Origin of the sequence: Corallococcus terminator, from assembly GCF_049194865.1 — a bacterium.
GTDB classification, from domain to species: domain Bacteria; phylum Myxococcota; class Myxococcia; order Myxococcales; family Myxococcaceae; genus Myxococcus; species Myxococcus terminator_A.
On sequence record NZ_JBLZWL010000123.1, the window covers coordinates 41156 to 56933 of the forward strand.

Here is a 15778-nt window from a genome sequence, read left to right on the forward strand (position 1 = left end):
TTTCACAGGGTCCGGGTGCGCGGCCCCACGGTGGGCTGCACCGTCTTCGTGGGGGCGTTGTCGATGCCATCGATGGCGAGCGACACGCCGCCCATCACACCCTCCAGCTGCGGCAGCTCGGCGGATTCGAGCGTGCGCAGGGTCTCCTTCTTCAAGGTGGGCTTCTTCGAGGGTCGGGTGCTCATGGCTGGGCGCTCCTGGTCCGAGATGAGTGTTCGCACACCGCACGCCCCACGGGTCGCACGGAACATCCGAGCCTAGGTCACGCAAAACAACAGCCTCAAGAAATAACTGCACCATTGCTGTATTACGGAGCCCGAGGGTTCCCTCTCCGAAACCACAGCGGTCCGCGACATGCCTCCCCGACCTCCTCCCTCGACTGAAGCGCGTGAGAACCTGGTGGGGCGGACTCGCCCCGAGCGCATGTCTCCCTTCGTCGCCGCGGACTTCTTCGTGCTTCGCACCCCGTTGCTGCCCTTCGACGCCCTCACGTCGTGGAGCGAGGGACTGGAGGGCCCGGAGGCCGTGCCGCGCGAGCTGGAGGCGGCGCTCCAGCGAGACACGTCGCGACTGCGCGCGCGGCTGCGCCAGTGGGTGGAAGCGCCGCTCATCCAGGAGTCGCTCTTCATCGCGTCCCCGGCGCTGGTGGAGAGCCTGCACTACTGGCTGGAGGACGCCGACTCCGAGCAGGGTCGGAAGGTCGAGCGGACCCTCGTGCGGTACTTCGCGCGGATGGCGGGACGCAGCACGCCCTTCGGGCTGTTCGCGGGGCTCTCCATGGGACGGCCGGGAGCCGTGACACGGCTGCGCCTCGCGCCGCGTGAGGAGTTGCGCCGCCACACCCGCCTGGACATGGACTACGTCTGCGCGCTCGTGGAGAAGGTGCAGCAGGAGCCCGGGGTTCGCGGCCAGCTCTCGTACGTGCCCAACTCCAGCCTGTATCTCGCCGCGGGGCGGCTGCGTTACACGGAGATGCGGCACACCGGACGCGAGCGCACCTACCACCTGGTGGCCGTGGAGCCCTCGCCGTATCTGGACGCCACGCTGGCGCGGGCCCGAAGTGGCGCGTCATTGGATGCGCTGGCGGAAGCGCTCACCGTGGATGACGCCGACGTCGGATTGGAAGACGCGCGAGCCTTCATCGTGGAGCTCATCGAGTCCCAGGTCCTCGTGCCCACCTGGGCTCCGCCGCTCACCGGCCCCGAGCCCATTCCCGCGCTGCTGGCGTCGTCCGAAGGACTGTCCGCGCTGGAGCCCACGCGCGCGAAGCTGGCCAGCGCACACGAGGCGCTGGGTCGTATCGACGCCGCGCCTCCTGGTGTCCCTGTCGAGTCCTATCGGGAGGTGGCGCGGATGCTCGAGGGCTTGCCGGTGCCCGCGGAGCTGCCGCGCCTCTTCCAGGTGGACATGCTCCGCCCCGCCGAGGGGGCCACGCTCTCTGCTCGTGTGGTGGAGGCGTGCCAGGAAGCCGTCGAGGTGCTCCACCGCATCTCGGTGGACAGCGGCGTGACCTCACCGCTCGCGCGTTTCCAGCAACGCTTCGTGGCGCGGTACGAGACGCGCGCCGTGCCGTTGCTGGAGGCGCTCGACGAGGAGACCGGCATCGGCTTCACGGCGGACGGCGGCACGGGCGGTGGCACCGGCCCGCTGCTCCAGGGCTTCGCCTTCCCGCTGCTCCATGATGGCGACTGGCGTTTCCCTGGCGGGGCGCACTGGCGCCATCTGTTGACCCGGCTGGAGTCCTGCTGGCGTGAGAAGTCTCAAGAGCTGGCCCTCACGAAAGATGACCTCCGCGCGCTGGAGTCCAAGGACACGCCGCCGCTGCCGGAGGCCTTCTCCATCGTGGCGACGGTGGTGGGTGCCAGCACCGAGCAGGTGGACAACGGTACCTTCCGAATCGTCCTGGAGAGCCTCTCGGGTCCCTCCGGCGCGGTGATGGTGGGACGGTTCTGCCACGCGGACCCGGCGTTGGAAGCGGCGACGCGCGACTACCTGCGCGCCGAGGAGGCCCTGAGACCCGAGGCCATCTTCGCGGAGGTGGTCCACCTGCCACAGGGGCGCATGGGCAACGTCATCTGTCGCCCCGCGCTGCGCGAGCACGACATCGTCTTCCTGGGACAGTCCGGTGTGACTCCGGAGCATCGGCTCGAGCTGTCGGACCTGTGGCTCTCCGTCGAGCAGGGCCGACTGGTGCTCCGCTCGCGCAAGCTGGGGCGCGAGGTCATTCCCCGGATGACCCATGCCCACAACTACTTCTCCCTTGGGCTCGGCGCGTATCGCTTCCTGGGGCAGCTTCAGCAGCAGGGAGTCCAGGGCCTGTCCTTCTCCTGGGGGCCGCTGGCGCAGGCGACGTTCCTCCCTCGGGTGACGTATGGCCGCGTGGTGCTGGCGCTGGCGCGCTGGCGAGTGGAGTCGGACGTACTCAAGACGTGGGGCGCGGCGCGGGGTTCCGCGCGCTACCTGGCGCTCCAGCACTTCCGGAAGCAGGCCCGGCTGCCTCGCTGGGTCTGTCTCCAGGATGGCGACAACCAGCTCCCCATCGACCTGGACAACGTGTTGAGCGTGGACACGTTCGTCCAGCTCGCGCGCAATCGTCCCGCGGGCGTGACGCTGGAGGAGCTGTATCCCACGCCCGACGGGCTCTGCGTCACGGGGCCGGACGGGCACTACATGCACGAGGTGGTGCTCCCGTTCCGTCGACGCGAGCCCCTGGCGAGGACGCCTCATGCGCCCGCCGTCCCCACCGCGTCCGTGCCGCGCACCTTTCCACCCGGCTCCGAGTGGCTCTACGCGAAGCTCTACACCGGCACCGCCACCGCGGACCGACTGCTCACGCTCACCCTCGCTCCGGTCCTCCGGCGGCTCACCGAGACGGGCGCGGTCTCGCACGGGTTCTTCCTGCGCTACGGCGACCCGGACTGGCACCTGCGCTTGCGGCTGCATGGCGCTCCGGAGCGGCTGTATGCGGAGGCGCTGCCCATGTTGCAGACGGCGTGCGCGAGCGCGCTGGCCTCGGGTGAGGGGTGGAAGCTCCAGCTCGACACCTACGAGCGCGAGGTGGAGCGCTACGGTGGCCCCGCTGGAATCGCTCTGTCCGAACAGCTCTTCGCGGTGGACAGCGAGGCCGTGCTGTCTTTGCTGGAGGCACACCCTGGAGACGAGGGTGCCAGTCTGCGCTGGAGACTGGCGTTGCTGGGCATGGACACGCTGCTGGACGCGCTTGGCCTGTCGTTGGAGCAGAAGCTGGCTGTGGCGAGTCGCTGCCGCAAGAGCTTCGGCGCCGAGTTCCATGTCAACGCGCGCTTCGAGTCCCAGTTGGGGCAGCGCTTCCGCGAGGAGCGGCGGGAGTTGGAGCGGATGCTCGACGCAGCTCCAGCCGACGAGGGCCCCTGGAAGGCGGGGCTCGCCATCCTGGCGCGGCGCGGAGCCCGGCTGCGGCCCATCGCGGAGCAGCTCCAAGAGGCCGAACGGGAGGGCCGGCTCACGCTCCCCGTGGCCGGACTGGCCGAGAGCTTCCTGCACATGCACGCCAACCGGCTGCTGGCGAGCGACCAGCGCGCGCAGGAGCTCATCCTCCATGACTTCCTGGAGCGGCTCTATCGCTCGCGGCTGGCGAGGACCCTCAAGAGCGGCGCATGAGGTCGACGCGAGGGGCAGTCGTCGACTCGCTTCACTCAGGCCGGAAGCTCTCACCGACGCCGGGCCTGCGCTTCGGGTGGGGCGGTTCCCCATAGTCTGTGGGGAGTGGCGGGGCACCACCCCCGAAGTGCTTGCGGATGTGGTCGTCGAAGAAGGTGACGGTAATGGCCCCGAGGACGAGCACGACGGACAGCAGGATGAAGATGATTTTCAACGTCTTTTCATGACTCCTCGGAACAGAGCGCAGTCGAGTGACGACGTCGACGGACATGATTCCAGGGCCGTCCTTCAGAGTGTACGGGAAGGAGTGACCTTCCCAGCCCTGAGATGACGCTCCACTCGCCCCCGCGTTATCCTGTCGTTCCCCACACGTACTCCGCTCGGGTGGTGCGGGAGCGCATGCCCTGGAGTCGGCCGCTGACCGGACCGCCGCGACGCTCGGCTCGGGTGCGCATGCGAGGACGGGCCCCTCGTCCATCGCGGCGGCCACCTCGGCGCCTCCAGGGCTGGGACCAGGCCAGACTGTCCCGCGAAGCGTGCGCGCGCCCATGGAAGCCCGCCTCGGGTTCGACTTCTCCAACCAGGGCGAGGGGCTGCGCGGTATCTACAAGCCTGGCGGCGGCAACGACTGGGCTGATGCCCAGACGCGCGAGGGCTACCTCATCTGGATTCCCAGCCTGCGGTTCGCGCAGAGCCTCCGGGGCAAGGTCAGCTCGGGCTCCATCAGCCATGAGCTGTGGCGGGACGTGAAGTCAGCGGTGAAGGCCGCGGTGGAGTTCGTCGTCGGTGGCGCCGCCTTCATCGCGGGACTGCCGCACGGCGCGCTCGAGTCGGTGTCGGACCTGCTGACGGGACTGGTGGACCTGGGGGAACTGGTCTGGAAGGTGGTGAAGAGCCTCTTCACCGGACGGCCCTGGTGCCGGACGTGGGGCCCACCCAGTGGTCATTGGACCCCACCGGGTGGGACGGCTGGGTGCTCACGCTCTCACAGGAGGACAAACCCTTCGAGCGCGTGGAGCTCCCGGCCGCGCGTCAGGTGCTCTGGACGGAGCAGCTGACGGCGGCCGACGGCCTGGCTCAGGGCGACGACGAGTAGCAGACCTCCAGGCCCGGCCGATTGGCGACGGTCGTGCTCTCACTGCTGTAGAAGATGGAGAGCGCGGAGACAGCCGTCGCGGCGGTGTCGAGGAGGAAGCCGTTGTTCACGAGGCTTCCGGTGACCCAGTCGTTGACCAGTCCCGTGACATTCACGTTCCGCGTCGACAGGGCGGCAGGCGGGATGGTGGCTCGCACCGTGGGGTTGAACTGCTGATTGAAGCTGTTGAAGGTCACAATGAATTCGTCCCAGGCGGCAGTGGCTGCATGCACCGTGACGGCGTTGAGTTGCGCCACGGCGAACAGCTTGAGCGTGGCGGAGTCGACGGTGATGTTGGCCGGAAGCGAGCTGAGGTCGAACTTCAGGAGCGCCTCTTGCCGGGAGAGGGGGAGGAGGGGATTCAGGTTGTCCACGTTCAACTGCAGGGACCCGAAGTTCGTATTCGGAGCCAGCGAGGCAATCGTGGTGTCAGCCACCGTCCCGTTGACGCCGCGTCGGAACGTCACGCAGGTGATGGTGGACAGGGATTGATTCGAGGCGTGCTCCTCGGTGCTCGTGTCAGCGGGCCCTGTTCCGCAGGCCGACAGGAGTGGAAGGGACAGCAGGAGCAGCCAGGCAGCGGGGGAAGTGTCGGTGAGAACGTCTCGGTGAGAACGCATGGTCTTCCTCTCGGGTGACGTCCGGGAAGTCCTGAGTGCCGTATGGTTTTGGATGGCCGGAACGTCGAAGCCATCATCGACGTGTCAACTCACCGGCAATACTGTCGACAAGGACCATGGCTGTGTCCCTGAAATGACAGATGTCTTTCCCCGCAAGTCTTTGTCGATGAGCTGCCCGTGCGGGCTCGAGCGAAGCCCGCAGCGCCGCCCGAACAGGCCCGTTACAGCCAGCCCGGGTTGAACCCTCCCTCGGGGAACGCCTGCTTCGCGATGTCTTGCATTACCGGAAAGCCGTCCAGGAAGCCGGCATCGGGGATGGGATTGTTCTTGTCGTCCAGGAACATGAGCTGCCGGCAACTGAAGCAGGCCACCACGTCCACCCACTTCGTCCCAATCCAGAAGCGGAAGGCGATGTCTGGGTTGAAGCCACACTTCCTCGGCGGATAGGGCACGAAATCCTTGGGCGAGACCCAGATTTCCGCCAGGGCCCGGCGTTTTCTCCGGCTCAGCTCGGGGCCTTCCTTGGGAAAGACGAAGTAGCCGTTGCGAGGAGCGGCTTCGTCATACTCAATCCCCTGCCCCATCATGTCCGCGATGAAGATCTGCACCCGGTCCGGGCGGCGGAAGAAGTCCTCCGGCGTGGGTGGGTCGGAGCGCCCGGCAGTGGCGCTACAGGACGTAAAGGCCGTGGCGAACATGAGGAGGGCAAGGAGCGCGGGTCGCATTTTCCCAGACTACCCTGAACTCTTTCGGAGCCTCCTGGGTCCTGGGCTACTCTCGCTGGCTCCAACGACAATGGGGGTCGGCATGATGAAGAGCGGTTGGCTTCGATGGATCTCGGTGCTGAGCCTGGGGGCCCTGTGCTTCACGGGAAATGCCCTGGCGCAGACTCCCGTCACGGCCTCACCGGAGGCCCTCCGCGCCGAGCGCCGGGTGCGCCTGGTGAAGCTGTGGGGTGACGTCCGGTTCCGCCATCCTCGGGCCTTCTCCATGCCCACCGAGTGGGATGCCGCCTTCGTCTCCGCGCTGCCCAAGGTGGAGGCGGCGCGGGACGCGGAGTCCTATGCCGCCGCGGTCCAGGGCATGCTCGCGACCCTGGGAGACCCGGCCACGCGGGTGGAGCGTTTGAATCCACCCCCCGTCTCCGGCCAGGCCCCCACGCTTCGCGCGCTCAAGAGCTGGGAGAAGGACGTCCTCGTGCTCGACCTGCGCAACCTCCTGGGGGAGCAGGGGTATGCCTCGATGCAGGAACTGGAGGCGACGCTGGACGCGGACGCGGCGAAGGCTCGCGCGGTGGTGTTGGACCTCCGCATGCGCGGCCTCCAGCGCTACGGGCTCTCGTGGGTGGTGCCGCGGTTGTTGCCCCACTTCATCGACGGCGAGCTGAGTGTCCCCGGTCTGCGCGAGCCTCGCCACGCTGGCCTGCGGCCACAGGATGGCATGCAGAGCTTCTACCGCTCCGAGTTCAGGGTGCCCGCAGCGGAGGTCATCACGGGCACTCCGGGCAAGAAGCCCGCGCTGCTCATCTTCCTGGTCGACGGAGACTCCGTCCTCGACCTGCCCGTGCTGGCGCTGCGCGCTCGCGGCAAGGCGCTCCTGGTGACCGAAGGCCCGGTCGATGACGGCGCCATGAACAACCAGGACTCCATTCCGCTGGGCGAGGGATACCGCGCCCTGATGAGCATGGACGAGCCGGTGCTGTCCTTGGAGGCGGACGTGAGCCGCCCCGCGCGGGTTCGAATGGAGGGCCCGGATGAAGGCATGCGCCAGGCGCTCCTGCTGGCCTCCCGCCCTCCCAAGCCCAAGGCCTCGGCCGCGCTCCCTCGCCCCACGCCGGTCTGGCGCCCGGAGCCGAGCTACCAGGACTCACTCAATCCCTCTCGTGAGCTGCGGATATTGGCCGGGGCCAAGCTGTGGACGGTGGTGCGCTTCTTCTTCGCCTACCCGGAGTTGATGGACCGGCCCTGGGAGTCCCGATTGCCGGTGCTGCTCGAGAAGCTGGAGGCGGCGAAGGACTCGACGGCGTATGTGCTCGCGTTGGCCGAGGCGACCACCTGGCTCCAGGACGCCCATACGAGGGTGCGAGGCCATCCGGAGCTCCATCGGTTCTACGGCGTCCTCCCGCCTGTCGGGGTGACGGACCTGGACGGCAAGGCGGTGGTGGTGGAGGTGTACGATGCGGCGTCCGCGCCGGGGCTCAGGCCGGGCGACATCATCGAGAAGGTCGACGGTGAGCCCATCGACGCACGGGCGCGCCGGTTCGCCCCCTACGTGGCGGCCTCGCTGGCCAGCTACCACAGGGACCTGACCCTGCTGCTCGCGCTCGGGGGCTCGGAGGGTTCCACCGCCGTCCTCACCGTGCGCGGTGCCCAGGGGCCGAAGGAGGCGAAGGTCATCCGCACGCCCCGGTGGAAGCTGCCTCCTCCGACGGCGGCGTCCTACCAGGTGCTGGAGGGGAACATCGGCTTCGTGGACCTGGGGAGGCTGGAGGTCGAGCAGGTGCCCCAGATGTTCGAGGCGCTCAAGGACACGCGCGGCATCGTGTTCGACCTACGCGACTACCCACGCGGCACGATGTGGGCGCTCGGGCCCTACTTCGACGTGAAGGGCTCACGTCCCTATGCCTGGTATGAGCGCCCCTACGTGGGAGGACCGGACAGCGGCTGGGTGAAGCACGTCGATGCGCTGGCGGAGACGGACGTCCCCAGGTATCGCGGCCGCACGGTGACGTTGATTGACTCACGCACCATCAGCCAGGCCGAGCACACCGGGCTGATGCTGAAGGCCGCCGCGGACACCGTCTTCGTGGGCAGCGCCACCGCGGGCACCAATGGCGACGTCACCCAGGCGGTGCTGCCCGGAGGCGTCACCTTCTTTTTCACCGGCCAGCAGGTGCGCCACGGGGATGGTCGGCAACTGCAGCGCAAGGGGCTGGAGCCCGACGTGAAGCTGCGGCCAACGGTGGCGGGACTCCAGGCGGGCCGCGATGAGCTGCTGGAGCGCGCCGTCCAGCTCCTGCGCGAGGAGCCCGCCCAGAAACCCGCGGCCTCGACTCGCTGAATCAATGACAGACGTCTTCTCCCCGTGTCAGCTCCGGGCGGCGGCATGCCGCGTGGCCCAGTCGAGGGCGAGGTCCGCGACGGCCTCCCAGCCGGGCTGGGCCACGGTGTAGTGCGAGCGGCCCTTGCGCTCCACGTACTCTGTCACCGCCTTCGACTTCGCGTAGCGCTTCACGTTCTCCCGCTGGATTTTCGCCGGGAGGATGATGTCCGAGTCACCCGAGAGGAACAGCAGCGGCGCACGCTCATCGTTCTTCAGATTCACGGTGACCTGCGAGTGCGGCGTCAGGTTGGCGAGGGCACCCTGGAACAGCGCGCGGCCCGAGCCCGGCACGTACTGCGTGCGGTACACCTCGTCCGACTCCTCCTGCGTCAGCGTGTTGGTGAAGGCGTAGTGGAACTGTTCGGGCGTCATCGGCGCGGGGCGGTTGACGTTGGCGGGGTTGAGCAGCGTGGACGCCGTCGACTTGATGGTGGTGAAGGGCAGCGTGTAGACGCCCTTCACGGGCGCCGAGTGGATGGCGACGCCGGCCGCGCCCACGCCCCTGTCGAGCAGCATCTGCACGAAGGCGCCGCCGAAGGAGTGGCCCATGAGGATGGGCGGGGTGGGCAGCGCGCGGATGATGCGCTCGTAGTGGTCGACGATGGCCTTCACGCCCAGGTTCTCCAGCGGTTTCGGGTCCTTCTGGAGCGCCTCCACGCCGACTTCGAGGCCGGGCCACGACGGGGCGATGACGCGGTAGCCGGCCTTCGTGAAGCGGTCAATCCACCCCTGCCAGCTGCGAGGCGTCATCCACATGCCGTGGACGAGGACGATGGTGTCGGGCTGGGTCTGGGTCTTCTGGACGAGGGCGCCTCCATAGGAAATATGAGAATTCAAGATAAACTTGTCTTCACCCAGCAGGAAGGGCGACAGCCGCTTCGCCCACCCCTGGGCCAGTTGAACCCGTGGGGTGTCGAAGTCGACATGCCCCGGAGCGGGTGAAACACAGACCCTGATTTTGCTCAGAGTGCGGGCGTCGAGCCTGACGCCTGGGATGAAACACCTGTGAACAGTGGCCCCCAGGCGCCCGAAGGGGGGCTGGATGTTACTCCGAGTGAATACGGCCCGAGCGGGGACGAGAGGGCGGGCACAGTGAACCCCCCTCTGCCCCTCCGCACCGGCCCATTCCCTCGCTGGGCCGCCCTCTGTGTGATCGCTCCCAGAAGGCTCCCAGCTTCGGTGGAAATCCCGTATAGGGCCTGCTCGCAACGTGCGCGGCACGCGAGCGCCCCAGAGGGGGGATATCAGCCCCGGGGACTGCTCTGGAGGATTGGATGGAGTTGTCGAGTCTCGAGTCGAATTTCTGGGCAGTCGCACCGAGTGTCATCGGCGCCGTGGGATTGCTCTTCTCTGCGTTCTTCTACTTCCGGGTCAAGGCACTCCCCGACGGCGACGCGACGATGAACCGCATCGCGGGCTACATCCGCGAAGGCGCGATGGCGTTCCTCGTCCGTGAGTACAAAGTGCTCGCGGTGTACTGCGCGGTCATCGCGGTGTTCATCGGCTGGGCCCTCGGCGGTCTGGCGAGCGCGAGCTTCGTGGTGGGCGCGTTCCTGTCGCTGCTCGCGGGCTACATCGGCATGAAGGCCGCGACGTTCGCGAACGTGCGCACCGCGCAGGCCGCGCGCACCGGCTCGAAGCCCAACGCGCTCCTGGTCGCCCTGGATGGCGGCGCGGTGATGGGGCTCGCCGTCGCTGGCCTGGGCCTGATTGGCATGGGCGGCGTCTACTACTTCTTCAAGGGCCACGCGCAGCTGTCGCCCATCCTCCACTCGTTCGCCGTGGGAGCCAGCTCCATCGCGCTCTTCGCGCGCGTGGGCGGCGGCATCTACACCAAGGCCGCGGACGTCGGCTCCGACATCGCCGGCAAGGTCATCGAGAACATCCCCGAGGATGACCCGCGCAACCCCGGCGTCATCGCCGACAACGTGGGCGACAACGTGGGCGACGTGGCCGGCATGGGCGCGGACATCTACGAGTCCATGGTGGCCGCCATCGTCGCCGCCATGGCGATTGCCCTGACGGCCAATGCCACGGAGCTCTCCCGCCTCGTCGTGGACCCCTCGGCGACGGGTGGCGCGAAGGTGGCCGGCGTGGTGCTCCCGCTGGTGCTCTCCGCGGTGGGTCTCATCGTCAGCCTGCTGAGCATCTTCATCGCGCGCGCGCTCAAGAAGATGAACCCCGCGCAGGTGCTGCGCAGCGCCCTCATCATGCCCCCCGTCATCCTGGTGGGCCTGTCGTTCGTGATGATGAACCTGTTCGGCCTCTCCCAGAACATCACGGTGGCCCTGGCCGCGGGCGCCTTCGGTGGCGCCATCATCGGCCTCGTCACGGACTACTACACGTCCTCCACGCCGGTGCAGCGCATCGCCGAGGCGTCCATCACGGGCGCCGGCACCAACCTCATCCGCGGCCTCGCCGTCGGCATGGAGAGCGTGGGCATCTCCATGGCCACCATCGCCGCGGTGGCCTACATCGCTGACCAGGCGCTCGGCCTGTACGGCATCGCGCTGTCCGCGGTGGGCATGCTGGGTGGCACCGCCGTCGTGATGACGGTGGACGCCTACGGCCCCATCTCCGACAACGCGGGTGGCATCTCCGAGATGTCCGGCCTGGGTCCCGAGGTTCGCGCCATCACCGACGAGCTGGACGCGGTGGGCAACACCACGGCGGCCATCGGCAAGGGCTTCGCCATCGGCTCGGCGACGCTCACCGTCATCGCGCTCTTCTCGGCGTTCAACCTGGAGGTCAACCACACGCGCGTCGCGGCCGGTCTGCCGGAGATGAGCCTGCTGCTGACCGACCCGAAGGTCATCGTGGGCATGCTGCTCGGCTCCATCCTGCCGTTCATGGTGGGCGCCTCCACGATGCTCGCCGTCGGTCGCGCGGCGGGTGCCATCGTCGAGGAGATTGGCCGTCAGTTCCGCGAGATTCCCGGCCTGATGGAGCTCAAGGCGGACCCCGACCCCAAGAAGATCGTCGACATCGCGACCAAGAGCGCGCTGCGCGAGATGATCTTCCCGGGCCTCATCGCCGTCGTCGCCCCTCCGCTGGTGGGCTACGTGCTGGGGCCCAGCGCGCTGGCGGGCCTGCTGGCCGGTGCGCTCGTCGTCGGTGCCACCATGGCCCTCTACATGGCCAACGCGGGCGGCGCCTGGGACAACGCCAAGAAGTACATCGAGAAGGGCAAGCTGCCCGGCCACGCGAAGGGCTCGCACGTCCACAAGGCCGCCGTCGTCGGCGACATGGTGGGCGACCCGTTCAAGGACACCTCCGGTCCGGGCGTTGCCATCCTCATCAAGGTCATGAGCGTCGTCTCGCTGCTCGTGGCCTCCCTCATCGCGCTCCGGTAGGTCCGCGCGGGGGAAATGCGGCGCCTCGAAGTCGAGGCGCCGCATCGCGAGATGTAAGACAGTCAACACCTTTCCAGGACATATCAGACAGGCCGCCGGGAGTGGCGCGTGAGCACGTGATAGGCTTCACGGTGTTCCGCTGTCAGAGAGGTGTCCCATGGTCCTGGAGCTCTCCCAGCAGCAGATTCAACTCCTCCATGCCTGTCTGGCTGAGAGCATCGAGGAGCTGCGCGACGAAGTCCTCCACACAGACATGCGCGAGCTGCGCGACGAGCTGAGGGAGAAGCTCCACGGGCTGCAGGCCCTCCAGCGTCAGGTGGATGTCTTGAAGCAGCGCGAGCAGCCCTCCGTCTGACGGGAAGCGGCCCGCGCTGCCTTGGGGGTGCGGGCTTCAGGGCTGGAGCGACACGCCCGCCTCGTTCTGGCGCCGCAGCTCGTTCACGGCCTGCACCGCCTTGACGAGCATGATGACGATGTAGACGCGGATGATGAGGCCGAAGACCTGGGGCCTGCCGCCCTGGCCGACGGTGTCCATCAGCGTGATGAGCGTGTCCCCGACATACAGGACGATGGCGAGGATGGGGGCCACGCGGGTGCCGCGATAGGTGAAGAAGCCGAGCACCGCCGTCACGGCGCCGAAGAGGACGGAGCCAATCCCCATGCCCAGCGCTTCCAGCGCCTCGTTGGGAATCACCAGGGCGATGACGCCCACCAGGGTGTTGAGGCCCGCCAGGAAGTAGAGCAGGTACGCGGCGGACTTGATTCGCTGCTCGGGATCCGTGCTGGAGCCGGGCAGGGGCACCCCATCCCGCTTCACCGCCAGGTCCACTTGGAGCACGCCCGACTGGATTTGGACGTTCAGCGTGCTTCCGTCAGGGAGCCTGAAGTCCACCCCCTTCTTGAGCTCGGACTGACCGCCGTCCGTGGTCCCCACGACCTTGCCATCGAGGGTGACGGTGAACTTCTTCCAGAACAGTCCCCATGACAGCTCCAGGCGCTGAGGCCCTCCCGCCTCCAACGCCAGCTTCTTCGAACCCATGTGAATTCCCCACCTCTGACCCGGACCGGGTCGCGAGGGCGAGGCTAGCTGTCCAGACAGGAGCGATGCAAAGCAGGGGACCCGGCCATGACGCTCAGCTCCGGGCCACCCACCCCCCGCCGATGATGAGCAGCATCGCCAGGTGGAACCAGCCCAGGTTGCGCGCGAGCAGCGCCCAGCCCTCGCCCGAGCCAGGCGCGGTGCCCTGACGGATGGCCGCCAGCTCCTGGTAGCCCAGCACCAGCCCCACGAGCCCGGGGACGAAGCCGAGGAAGCCCGCGGTGGCGAAGAAGAGCGCCAGCGTCGCGCGTTGAGAGGGTTTCTCTCCCAACGCCACCGTGTGACAGCGCAGACAGAGCATGCGCTGCACCTGCCACCTTCGGCATCCCTCGCACAGGAAGGTGCCACAGCGGCTGCAGGTCCCATCAGCGGGGCGCTCGGGATGCAGGGGACATGAAGCAGCGAGCGTCGCGTCCATGCCCCTCTGTCTACCATGTCCCCAGACGCTCAGACCGCCGTCCAGCCGCCGTCGACGTCGAGCACCATGCCGGTGGCGTAGGCGCACGTCGCCAGGAAGTACGCGGCGTCCGCCATGTCGCGAGGGACACCGGGGCGCTTCAGGGGGACGTGGCTGGCGAGCGTGTCGAGGAACGCGCCCACTTGAGAGGCGGGCACGCCACCAGCAGGTCCACGCGGGGCACGGAGTCGAGCAGTCGCTGGACCTGCGCCTCGTCACCGACGTTCGTCACCCCCCCCGAGCGCCATGCCCGATTCGCGAGAGGGCTTCGTCCATGCGGCCCTTGTTGCGCCCCGCGATGACGACCTCGGCGCCTTCACTGGCGTAGCGCTCGGCGATGGCCAGTCCAATGCCAGTGCTGCCTCCAGTGATGATTGCAAGCTTCCCATCCAATGTGCCCATGGCTGCCCCCAGAAGTGAGGCCGACAGGAAAGCACGCCGGGTCGATGCGGGCCCTTGCCGTCCTCGGTGAAATGACGTGCTGCGACGTTGTTGTCGGAGCCCGGCGGGCTGGGGGGATGGGTCAGGCCCGGTGTGACACGGAGAGTGGAATCCGGTGTATTATAGGTCTCCCGGTTCGTGCCCCAGACATCCGAAGCCGCTCTTCGCGCCACCCAAAGGTCACCCGCTCCATGGATTCCTCCTCCTCGCCCAAGAACTCTCAGCGCGCCGTGGTGTGGTCCACGATGAAGTCGTACGTGAACGAGGCCGTGTCGACGGCGAAGGCGCGGCTCAACGAGCACGTTCCTCAGCTCGGCGCGCTGGAGCAGAAGTATCGGCGGTTCTGGTTCTCGCGCATCTACCACCACAACTTCTGGCTGGATGCGGAGTCGCGCTCGGGGCCGGGCTCGACGCTGAAGGCGACGGAGTCCATCCGCCGGGAGCTGCCTGAAGTTCTCCGCAAGGCGAGCGCCCGGACGATGCTGGACGTCCCCTGTGGCGACTTCAACTGGATGAAACACGTGGAGCTGGAGCTGGACCAGTACATCGGCGCGGACATCGTCCCGGACCTCATCGCGCTCAACCAGCAGCAGCATGGCAACGAGCGCCGCCAGTTCATGGTCCGCGACCTCATCCAGGATGACCTGCCGAAGGTGGACGTGGTCATGGTGCGGGACTTGTTCATCCACCTGTCGTATCGGAACATCTTCCGGGCGTTGACCAACCTCCGACGCAGCGGCACCACGCACCTGCTCGCGACGACCCACGTGGGACTGAGCCGCAACGAGGACATCGTCACCGGCATGTGGCGTCCCGTGAACCTGCGGCTGGCGCCGTTCAACTTCCCCGAGCCCCTCCATCTGGTGGAGGACCCGCACAAGGGCCGCCACATGGGCCTGTGGCGGCTCGAGGACCTGGAGCTGGGTCAGACCACCGGCTCCTGACGCGGTCAGGTCGCGCGCGAGTCCTGGACGCGGAGCGCCATCGGGAGCGGGGCCTGGAGCTGAAAGGGCTCGCCCGAGCGAGGGTGCACGAAGGCGAGGGACTCCGCGTGCAGCAGGTAGCCCCCGTCTCCAGGCAGGCCGGGGTTCTCGGCCAGTGGCAGGCCTCCCGCGGCGAAGAGCGGGTCTCCCACGAGCGGATGGCCGATGAAGGCGAGGTGGATGCGAATCTGCTCGGAGCGTCCCGTGTGGATGTCCACCTCGAAGAGGGTGTGCTCGGTGCGCCGCTCCAACACCCGGGCCGTGCTGTGTGAGGGTTTGCCGCGCGCGGTGGCGCCATGCACCTCGCCCAGCAGCGGATGGGGCACCAGTCCGATGGGCGCGCGGATGTCGTAGGTCTCCTGGGCGGCGAGTCCCTGGGCGAGCGCGCGGTAGCGCTTGTGCACGCGGCCCTCGCGCCAGTCGCTCGCCAGTCGCGCGGCGGCGTCACGGGTGCGGGTGAAGAGCACCAGGCCCGACGTTGCGCGTCCCAGGCGGTGCATGGGGACCGCCTCGGGCCATCGCGCCTGGACGAAGGAGAGCAGGGTGTTCTTGAGGAAGCCTCCCGAGGGCAGCGTCGGCAGGCCACTCGGCTTCACCACGACGACCAGCTCCGCGTCCTCGTACACCACGTCGAAGGACTGCGGGGTATCCGCCTCCTCCCAGGGTGGGCGGTGCCAGCACAGCCATTGCCCCGCCCTCAGCGGCTCCGAGCCATCGGCCGTGACGTCGTCGAGGCGCACCTCGCCCCGGGCGAAGCGAGCCCGCCATTCCTCCTCTGACGAGTGGCGATACTTGTCCGTCAGATGTGCGAGCGCGCTGCTGCCCGGTCGGCTCCCGAGCTTCTCGCGGTACACATAGCCATCGTTGAGCAGCACGCGCACACCCTACACCTCACGGGCTCGTGGAGGGAGGCGCTTCACCAGGCGCACCAGCCCCGTGACAGCTCCAT

16 protein-coding genes are annotated in these 15778 nt (G+C 68.0%); 6 read left to right on the top strand and 10 right to left on the bottom strand.

Annotated features, from left to right (window positions below):
* Nucleotides 1-2: 2 nt before the first annotated feature.
* On the bottom strand, nucleotides 3-185 hold the full coding sequence (locus ACN469_RS36285; RefSeq protein WP_498775721.1) for a hypothetical protein: 183 nt from the start codon (nucleotides 183-185) through the stop codon (nucleotides 3-5).
* Nucleotides 186-423: 238 nt separating this feature from the next.
* On the opposite strand from ACN469_RS36285, the gene ACN469_RS36290 reads away from it, so the two are divergent.
* Complete coding sequence (locus ACN469_RS36290; RefSeq protein WP_498775723.1) at nucleotides 424-3639, top strand: lantibiotic dehydratase; 3216 nt, start codon at nucleotides 424-426, stop codon at nucleotides 3637-3639.
* A 31-nt stretch (nucleotides 3640-3670) separates the two neighbouring features.
* On the opposite strand, the gene ACN469_RS36295 is transcribed toward ACN469_RS36290, so the two are convergent.
* Nucleotides 3671-3910 carry a hypothetical protein gene (locus ACN469_RS36295; protein ID WP_498775725.1) on the bottom strand — a complete coding sequence of 80 codons (240 nt, stop codon included), beginning with the start codon at nucleotides 3908-3910 and terminating at the stop codon, nucleotides 3671-3673.
* Nucleotides 3911-4187: 277 nt separating this feature from the next.
* Here ACN469_RS36295 and ACN469_RS36300 point away from each other — a divergent pair, with 277 nt between their 5' ends.
* Nucleotides 4188-4697, top strand: coding sequence for a hypothetical protein (locus ACN469_RS36300; RefSeq protein WP_498775727.1), 510 nt, complete (start codon nucleotides 4188-4190; stop codon nucleotides 4695-4697).
* 19 nt (nucleotides 4698-4716) lie between these two features.
* Here ACN469_RS36300 and ACN469_RS36305 read toward each other — a convergent pair whose 3' ends face one another.
* Nucleotides 4717-5394, bottom strand: coding sequence for a DNRLRE domain-containing protein (locus ACN469_RS36305; protein ID WP_498775729.1), 678 nt, complete (start codon nucleotides 5392-5394; stop codon nucleotides 4717-4719).
* Between the two features lie 221 nt (nucleotides 5395-5615).
* Entirely contained in the window at nucleotides 5616-6119 is a 504-nt protein-coding gene (locus ACN469_RS36310; protein WP_498775731.1) for a hypothetical protein, read from the bottom strand.
* Between the two features lie 82 nt (nucleotides 6120-6201).
* Here ACN469_RS36310 and ACN469_RS36315 point away from each other — a divergent pair, with 82 nt between their 5' ends.
* On the top strand, nucleotides 6202-8454 hold the full coding sequence (locus ACN469_RS36315) for a S41 family peptidase (protein ID WP_498775733.1): 2253 nt from the start codon (nucleotides 6202-6204) through the stop codon (nucleotides 8452-8454).
* 27 nt (nucleotides 8455-8481) lie between these two features.
* Here ACN469_RS36315 and ACN469_RS36320 read toward each other — a convergent pair whose 3' ends face one another.
* Complete coding sequence (locus ACN469_RS36320) at nucleotides 8482-9333, bottom strand: alpha/beta hydrolase (protein WP_498775735.1); 852 nt, start codon at nucleotides 9331-9333, stop codon at nucleotides 8482-8484.
* 437 nt (nucleotides 9334-9770) lie between these two features.
* On the opposite strand from ACN469_RS36320, the gene ACN469_RS36325 reads away from it, so the two are divergent.
* Together ACN469_RS36325 and ACN469_RS36330 are read left to right on the top strand one after the other, a co-directional pair.
* Nucleotides 9771-11849: a sodium-translocating pyrophosphatase gene (locus ACN469_RS36325; protein ID WP_498775737.1), complete on the top strand. Its 2079-nt coding sequence runs from the start codon at nucleotides 9771-9773 to the stop codon at nucleotides 11847-11849.
* 157 nt (nucleotides 11850-12006) lie between these two features.
* Nucleotides 12007-12204 carry a hypothetical protein gene (locus tag ACN469_RS36330; protein WP_498775739.1) on the top strand — a complete coding sequence of 66 codons (198 nt, stop codon included), beginning with the start codon at nucleotides 12007-12009 and terminating at the stop codon, nucleotides 12202-12204.
* A 36-nt stretch (nucleotides 12205-12240) separates the two neighbouring features.
* On the opposite strand, the gene ACN469_RS36335 is transcribed toward ACN469_RS36330, so the two are convergent.
* From ACN469_RS36335 to ACN469_RS36350, 4 genes are all read right to left on the bottom strand, one after another.
* Entirely contained in the window at nucleotides 12241-12888 is a 648-nt protein-coding gene (locus ACN469_RS36335; RefSeq protein WP_498775741.1) for a hypothetical protein, read from the bottom strand.
* 94 nt (nucleotides 12889-12982) lie between these two features.
* Entirely contained in the window at nucleotides 12983-13249 is a 267-nt protein-coding gene (locus ACN469_RS36340; protein WP_498775743.1) for a hypothetical protein, read from the bottom strand.
* Nucleotides 13250-13395: 146 nt separating this feature from the next.
* Nucleotides 13396-13563 carry an SDR family oxidoreductase gene (locus ACN469_RS36345; RefSeq protein WP_498775745.1) on the bottom strand — a complete coding sequence of 56 codons (168 nt, stop codon included), beginning with the start codon at nucleotides 13561-13563 and terminating at the stop codon, nucleotides 13396-13398.
* Between the two features lie 70 nt (nucleotides 13564-13633).
* Nucleotides 13634-13807: an SDR family NAD(P)-dependent oxidoreductase gene (locus ACN469_RS36350; RefSeq protein ID WP_498775747.1), complete on the bottom strand. Its 174-nt coding sequence runs from the start codon at nucleotides 13805-13807 to the stop codon at nucleotides 13634-13636.
* Between the two features lie 230 nt (nucleotides 13808-14037).
* On the opposite strand from ACN469_RS36350, the gene ACN469_RS36355 reads away from it, so the two are divergent.
* Complete coding sequence (locus ACN469_RS36355; RefSeq protein WP_498775749.1) at nucleotides 14038-14790, top strand: class I SAM-dependent methyltransferase; 753 nt, start codon at nucleotides 14038-14040, stop codon at nucleotides 14788-14790.
* Nucleotides 14791-14795: 5 nt separating this feature from the next.
* On the opposite strand, the gene ACN469_RS36360 is transcribed toward ACN469_RS36355, so the two are convergent.
* Complete coding sequence (locus tag ACN469_RS36360; RefSeq protein WP_498775751.1) at nucleotides 14796-15710, bottom strand: RluA family pseudouridine synthase; 915 nt, start codon at nucleotides 15708-15710, stop codon at nucleotides 14796-14798.
* Nucleotides 15711-15778 lie beyond the last annotated feature (68 nt).

What these genes read in the sequence shown, in the direction of transcription:
- ACN469_RS36285 (WP_498775721.1), bottom strand. Translation starts at nt 185, where the DNA reads ATGAGCACCCGACCCTCGAAGAAGCCCACCTTGAAGAAGGAGACCCTG.
- ACN469_RS36290 (WP_498775723.1), top strand. Translation starts at nt 424, where the DNA reads ATGTCTCCCTTCGTCGCCGCGGACTTCTTCGTGCTTCGCACCCCGTTG.
- ACN469_RS36295 (WP_498775725.1), bottom strand. Translation starts at nt 3,910, where the DNA reads ATGTCCGTCGACGTCGTCACTCGACTGCGCTCTGTTCCGAGGAGTCAT.
- ACN469_RS36300 (WP_498775727.1), top strand. Translation starts at nt 4,188, where the DNA reads ATGGAAGCCCGCCTCGGGTTCGACTTCTCCAACCAGGGCGAGGGGCTG.
- ACN469_RS36305 (WP_498775729.1), bottom strand. Translation starts at nt 5,394, where the DNA reads ATGCGTTCTCACCGAGACGTTCTCACCGACACTTCCCCCGCTGCCTGG.
- ACN469_RS36310 (WP_498775731.1), bottom strand. Translation starts at nt 6,119, where the DNA reads ATGCGACCCGCGCTCCTTGCCCTCCTCATGTTCGCCACGGCCTTTACG.
- ACN469_RS36315 (WP_498775733.1), top strand. Translation starts at nt 6,202, where the DNA reads ATGATGAAGAGCGGTTGGCTTCGATGGATCTCGGTGCTGAGCCTGGGG.
- ACN469_RS36325 (WP_498775737.1), top strand. Translation starts at nt 9,771, where the DNA reads ATGGAGTTGTCGAGTCTCGAGTCGAATTTCTGGGCAGTCGCACCGAGT.
- ACN469_RS36330 (WP_498775739.1), top strand. Translation starts at nt 12,007, where the DNA reads ATGGTCCTGGAGCTCTCCCAGCAGCAGATTCAACTCCTCCATGCCTGT.
- ACN469_RS36335 (WP_498775741.1), bottom strand. Translation starts at nt 12,888, where the DNA reads ATGGGTTCGAAGAAGCTGGCGTTGGAGGCGGGAGGGCCTCAGCGCCTG.
- ACN469_RS36340 (WP_498775743.1), bottom strand. Translation starts at nt 13,249, where the DNA reads ATGCTCTGTCTGCGCTGTCACACGGTGGCGTTGGGAGAGAAACCCTCT.
- ACN469_RS36350 (WP_498775747.1), bottom strand. Translation starts at nt 13,807, where the DNA reads ATGGGCACATTGGATGGGAAGCTTGCAATCATCACTGGAGGCAGCACT.
- ACN469_RS36355 (WP_498775749.1), top strand. Translation starts at nt 14,038, where the DNA reads ATGGATTCCTCCTCCTCGCCCAAGAACTCTCAGCGCGCCGTGGTGTGG.